Annotated in this window: 3 protein-coding genes; 2 read left to right on the forward strand and 1 reads right to left on the reverse strand. The window is 38.4% G+C overall.

The genetic code is table 11. The annotated features are described in order from the left end of the window. Positions 1 to 418: 418 nt before the first annotated feature. Complete coding sequence (locus tag OQX61_RS24080; RefSeq protein ID WP_265844399.1) at positions 419 to 1507, reverse strand: alpha/beta hydrolase; 1089 nt, start codon at positions 1505 to 1507, stop codon at positions 419 to 421. A gap of 623 nt (positions 1508 to 2130) precedes the next feature. Between OQX61_RS24080 and corA the strand changes: the two genes are divergently transcribed. Further along, a complete protein-coding gene (corA, locus tag OQX61_RS24085) occupies positions 2131 to 3021 on the forward strand; it encodes a magnesium/cobalt transporter CorA (protein ID WP_265844400.1) in 891 nt (296 codons plus the stop codon). A gap of 456 nt (positions 3022 to 3477) precedes the next feature. Next, a complete protein-coding gene (locus tag OQX61_RS24090; protein ID WP_265844401.1) occupies positions 3478 to 4956 on the forward strand; it encodes a LuxR C-terminal-related transcriptional regulator in 1479 nt (492 codons plus the stop codon). Positions 4957 to 5001 lie beyond the last annotated feature (45 nt).

Below are 5001 nucleotides of genomic sequence, written 5' to 3' on the forward strand. Positions count from 1 at the left end.
GTAAACAAGGTGTTGTGAATTACAAGGTAGGGAATAAGTTCGGTACCCCCTCATGATAAGTTCAATCTGTGTCCATAATAAATTAAACCTGAATTCAATCTCTCTTAATCCTTAAAACATAGTTGAAAGGTCAATTAGACCTATGAGGGATTAATCAACCATTAACTAACCATGGTTGAATGATGAAGGTGATGCGGGACCATGTGGAACTCATACCGAAGGGAGACCGAACCCGGGACAAGGGGAGAAGCTTATGTATAGCGATGTAGCTGCTGTTTTGCTTCATTGTCTTGATAATTAACTAAGGCTTTAAGAGTTACGGAATGTTTTTTGGACTGTCGACCTCTATACTGTTAGAAAATTCATTAAAAATGACTAAGATTTATAATTCCCAATTGATAGCTGGAAGACTAATCAATTAAAACGACAAGGTATTAATCCATTTGGACACGGTTGTCAATGCTATGGGGTTTACGGTTTCTGAAATTTGAGCAAACTCCGTCATACTACCTGTTTTTGCTTTTTGAAAGAGGTGATTTAGCCCTTTTAATGCAATAATTTTGTATTGCTTATTGCCACCACGATCTAAAGCTTTAGCAATACCGGCGAGGTTCGCCTTGCAATTAACCATAAGATCCTTTGTCCCATTAAGCGCCAATACCGGGCATTTTACTTTAACCAAATAATCGGCTGGTTTTAATTTCAAAAAAGTTCTTTGCCAAGGTGTAGCAAGGTGATCGTACCGTTGTTTATAAGCGCTAAACTTTGCCGTATCCCAATGCTGGCTAAGCATTTCCTGATATAATAAACTATCGATACCATTTTTTAATTGCCCGATGGATGCGCTTGAGTCCTGAAGCGTGAGGTCAAAAAACTTTTTGTCCAGTGCAAGTTTTTTCGCAATAATTGCCTCTGACACACCTGCAGCCCGACTCATGTCTGCTGATTGTTGAAGGCCAACCTGATATATAGGGATGCCATCGCCAGCCAATAATACAATAAACTTAACATCATTATTGCGGCTTGCCACCATAGGTGCGATCAATCCTCCCTCACTTTGGCCTATCAACCCGATGGATAATTGATTTAAATCGGGTCTCGAACGGATAAAAGATACAGCCGATTCTACATCATCGGCAAAATCGAAGGTGGTAGCAGTTGAGAAGTTCCCAGTTGATCTCCCTACACCCCGATCATCATACCTTAATACCGCAATACCATTCCGGGTTAACCAATCGCTCCACACCAGAAACGGACGATGATTTAAGCCTTCTCCGTTTCGGTTTTGAGGGCCGGAACCGGTAATCATAATCACAATCTTTGAAACTTTGTTATTTGATGGAATAGTTAAGGTACCAGCTAATTGAACCTTTGATTTAGTGTTGCTTATCAATACCTCTTTCTGCTTATATGGAAAACTGGTTGGATCTTGTGGGCGGGGAGAAGGTGCATTGTTACATGAATATAGCAGTATACAGAATGTAAATGCAGTAAGGAACCTTTTCATTTTAGTGGAGATTTATTCGAATATACATAATCCAGTTGCCTTTCCGGAGTGCCCTGCATACAGTGCCTGTTGTTTCTCAAAAGGAATTTGATAAAGCAAATGAGGAATGATTCACAATGGCTTGCGGAGTTTTTGTGTTCGGCAAAATAAAAACGGCATAATCAATGTTTCGCTCCATTTAAACGGATACATATTTATAGTTACAACAATTGATTTTATGCTTCTAAACATTTTTTTCGTAAAAAATATTTAAGATCAACCCTTATAACATCGAGTGCTATCGGGAAAGAAATTGAGTTCCTGATTTACTAACCAACTGGTTTATTACTTAGATAGTATAGATCGCTCTGATTGAAATGGACGTTGTGCAGCACGTGTGCCGTTATTACATTTACCCAGCATCATATAAATTATAATGAATATAATAATTGTGGACAAACAGCCTCCGCCTAATTTCTTTGCTCCCCAGGCAGCAATGATGGCTCTAAAAAACTTATTCATAGGTTTATAATTAAGATTTAATAGCGATATAACACTTATAGAGATCATAAGGTTTAACCCAATCAGAACAATAGCCCGGATGTTGGTGTTTAACCTGGTACTATCTGACAATAAAGAAATGTATGATCAATAATTATGCTGAACATCAGGAATTCGAATGGATTGACCTGACCGATCCAACTACTGAAGAGCTTTCTGATATCGCTAAAAAATACAATTTACACCCTGCTTTGGTAAATGATTGTCTTCAACCCGATCACTTGCCAAAATATGAGAGAATGGAAGATTACGCTTTCATCATTTTCAGAATACATACCCAGAATAATGTCGCAGAGGCAGATACTGTTCAGGAGCTCACCCATAAAATTGCCTTTTTCTATTCGGCTCATTTCCTGATCACTGTTCACCGTAGTACCCATGATTTATTAAAGCCTGTTGCGGAGCTCATCAAAACCGAAAAATGTAAAAGCAGCCTTGAACTCTTGAATCTATTGATCAGTGCTTGTTTAAACACCTATACCAACCCTTTAAATAAATTGGCTAAAGCTGTAGATTATTATGAGGAAATTGTTTTTTTAAGACCTAAAAAGGCACCCTTATTAAAAGGACTTTACTATTTAAAGCGGAAAATAGACCTGTTAAAAAGGATGTTAATTCTATCATTTGATATCATTGATGCTTTGGATGCAGAAGAAGGAAACGTAAACACCAGAGACACCCGTGATCTGTATGTGAAGCACCAGAGTATGCTGGATGCACTTGCTGAAAACATCCATCAACTGCTTGCCATTTACTTTTCTGCTTCTTCTCAGAAAACCAATGAGATTATGCGGGTACTTACCATCTTTTCGGTGTTCTTCATGCCCTTGACCTTCATTGTTGGGGTGTACGGGATGAACTTCGAGTTTATGCCGGAATTACAATGGAAGATGGGCTATCCTGGGGTGATGGGACTGATGGTGGTGGTTACGGTAGCGATCTACTTCTGGTTTAAAAGAAAAGGATGGTTGTAAAACCCACCCTTTTTCTAGCTGAGGCGTATTGAATGATTTGATATTGCAGCGATTCATGTTTTTTTAGACGATGATCCTGATTACTGCTGATTGCCATTACCGGCAAAACTTTTATGATATAGATTCCAATAGATATTGAAACTTGCAATTATGATCAGTTGATTGGATTTCTGACAAACATACTGGTCGCGGCTCTGTTATTTCCCACCCGAAGGGGTAGGTTTGAAAATAATACGACTAAATTGAGCCTACCCGAATGGGTGGGCTTACCTGTAGCGTGCTGTAGTACAGCTTGTTATGTTCCCATGGGTTTTTAGGGTAAATATGGAAGGTTAGCTGAATGTGTAAAAAACCGATTTAACTGAATATCTAAACCTAAATCCCCACAAGGTTATTACATACATGATAGCGGAAAAAGGTTAATTTTAGCGTTTAAATTAGTCTCTTCAAGTTTTAATGAATTACGTTCGACTTACCAAATCCAGATTCTTCTATCAACAGGCAATCTTGTTATTCCTGTTACTGTCACAAGCCTTTTATGTTAATGGTCAAACTACCAACACGACTAGATTTCTAGAAAAAGAGATTTCAAATCTTAATTTTAAAGCGCTGGATAAGGACCCGGCATTTAGTTTTGCTACGCAGGAAGGTGTGTCAGGCTTGCAAGAAAATCAACCAGGCCAGTCTGATCAGCAGCCCGGATCCGGTGAAACTTATTTCTGGTTAAAAGGTACGCTACGTCCGGATCAGTTAAACCAGGCGCTAACCTTGCAGATCTCTTCTACGCATCTTCACGAGAACAACCTTTACACCTTTAACAATGGGCAACTTCAGCAGGTAAAAGAGCAGACGGACCTGGCGAGGTATGACCAGTATAATTTTAAAACTGATAGTGCCGTTTACTATATCCGTAGTTCGGATGTGCTATTGAAGCAATTGCCTCTGGTTTTAATGGATACTCCATCTTTTACTGAAAAAGAAGGTAAGAGATTACTTCGGATTGGGTTTTATTATGGATTAGGCCTAATGTCGATCCTGTTTAATGTTGTTTTCTACCTTGTTTTCAAGGACAAGCGTTTTATCGCCTATTGCTTTTTGCAGCTCGCAGTTTTTATAGAATTTTTCTATGAAGATGGAATGTTTTATTACTTGTCTTCCGGACAACTTGTGTTAGATAATCTGTTGGTTTATACGATCCCCTTTACCGCTTCATTCGCCTGCGTATTCGCTTATTATTTCTTAGACCTTAAAGATACCCACAAAAACTACTGGCGCTATGTAACCCCGGTAATGGGATTGGCATTGTTGAATTTGATCTTATTTACCTTATTTAAATGGGATGCTTCAATTCCTGTGAATGACTTTCTAAGCTTCTTAGCAGCAACTATTCCGATAGGTATTGCCATTTCGAGGTTTAGGAAAGATGTTTACGCCAGGTTTTTAGTATTGACATTTGGCGTTATCGTCATTTTTGCCATTGGCTTTGTGCTCAATATGAATTTTAATTTCCCCTGGTTAGCTGGTTTCGATATGGATGCGCTGAGAATGGTGAGTGCTTTCGAAATTATTGCGATCGGTTTTGCTATTACTTTTAAAGTGAGAGCCCTGCAGGAGGAGAACGTGAATATTAGGATGGAAATTAACAAGTATCTGTTTAAGATTAAAGATATTGTTGAGGTAAAGCCGCATATTCCAAACTTTTCAAATAGTAAGGACCAGGATGTACTGAATGTTTTAAAGGTTGATTTTCAATTGACCGACCGTGAAACAGAGGTCTTGCTGGGGATTTGGGAAGGTTTAAGTAATCAGGAGTTAGCGGATAAATTGTTTATTTCCTTAAATACGATCAAGTACCACATCAGTAATTTATATGTTAAACTGGATGTTAAAAATAGAACCCAGGCAGTACGAATCAAAGAAAAGGTTAATGTCTAAAGGTAGCTTTCTCCTTTATTGCCATCTTAAAATTCGATTTGTAAC

The organism is Pedobacter sp. PLR (assembly GCF_026239675.1).
Taxonomy (GTDB): domain Bacteria; phylum Bacteroidota; class Bacteroidia; order Sphingobacteriales; family Sphingobacteriaceae; genus Pedobacter.

Excerpts from the sequence above, each read along its gene's own strand:
- OQX61_RS24080 (WP_265844399.1), bottom strand. The coding sequence starts at position 1,507 with ATGAAAAGGTTCCTTACTGCATTTACATTCTGTATACTGCTATATTCA.
- corA (WP_265844400.1), top strand. The coding sequence starts at position 2,131 with ATGATCAATAATTATGCTGAACATCAGGAATTCGAATGGATTGACCTG.
- OQX61_RS24090 (WP_265844401.1), top strand. The coding sequence starts at position 3,478 with ATGAATTACGTTCGACTTACCAAATCCAGATTCTTCTATCAACAGGCA.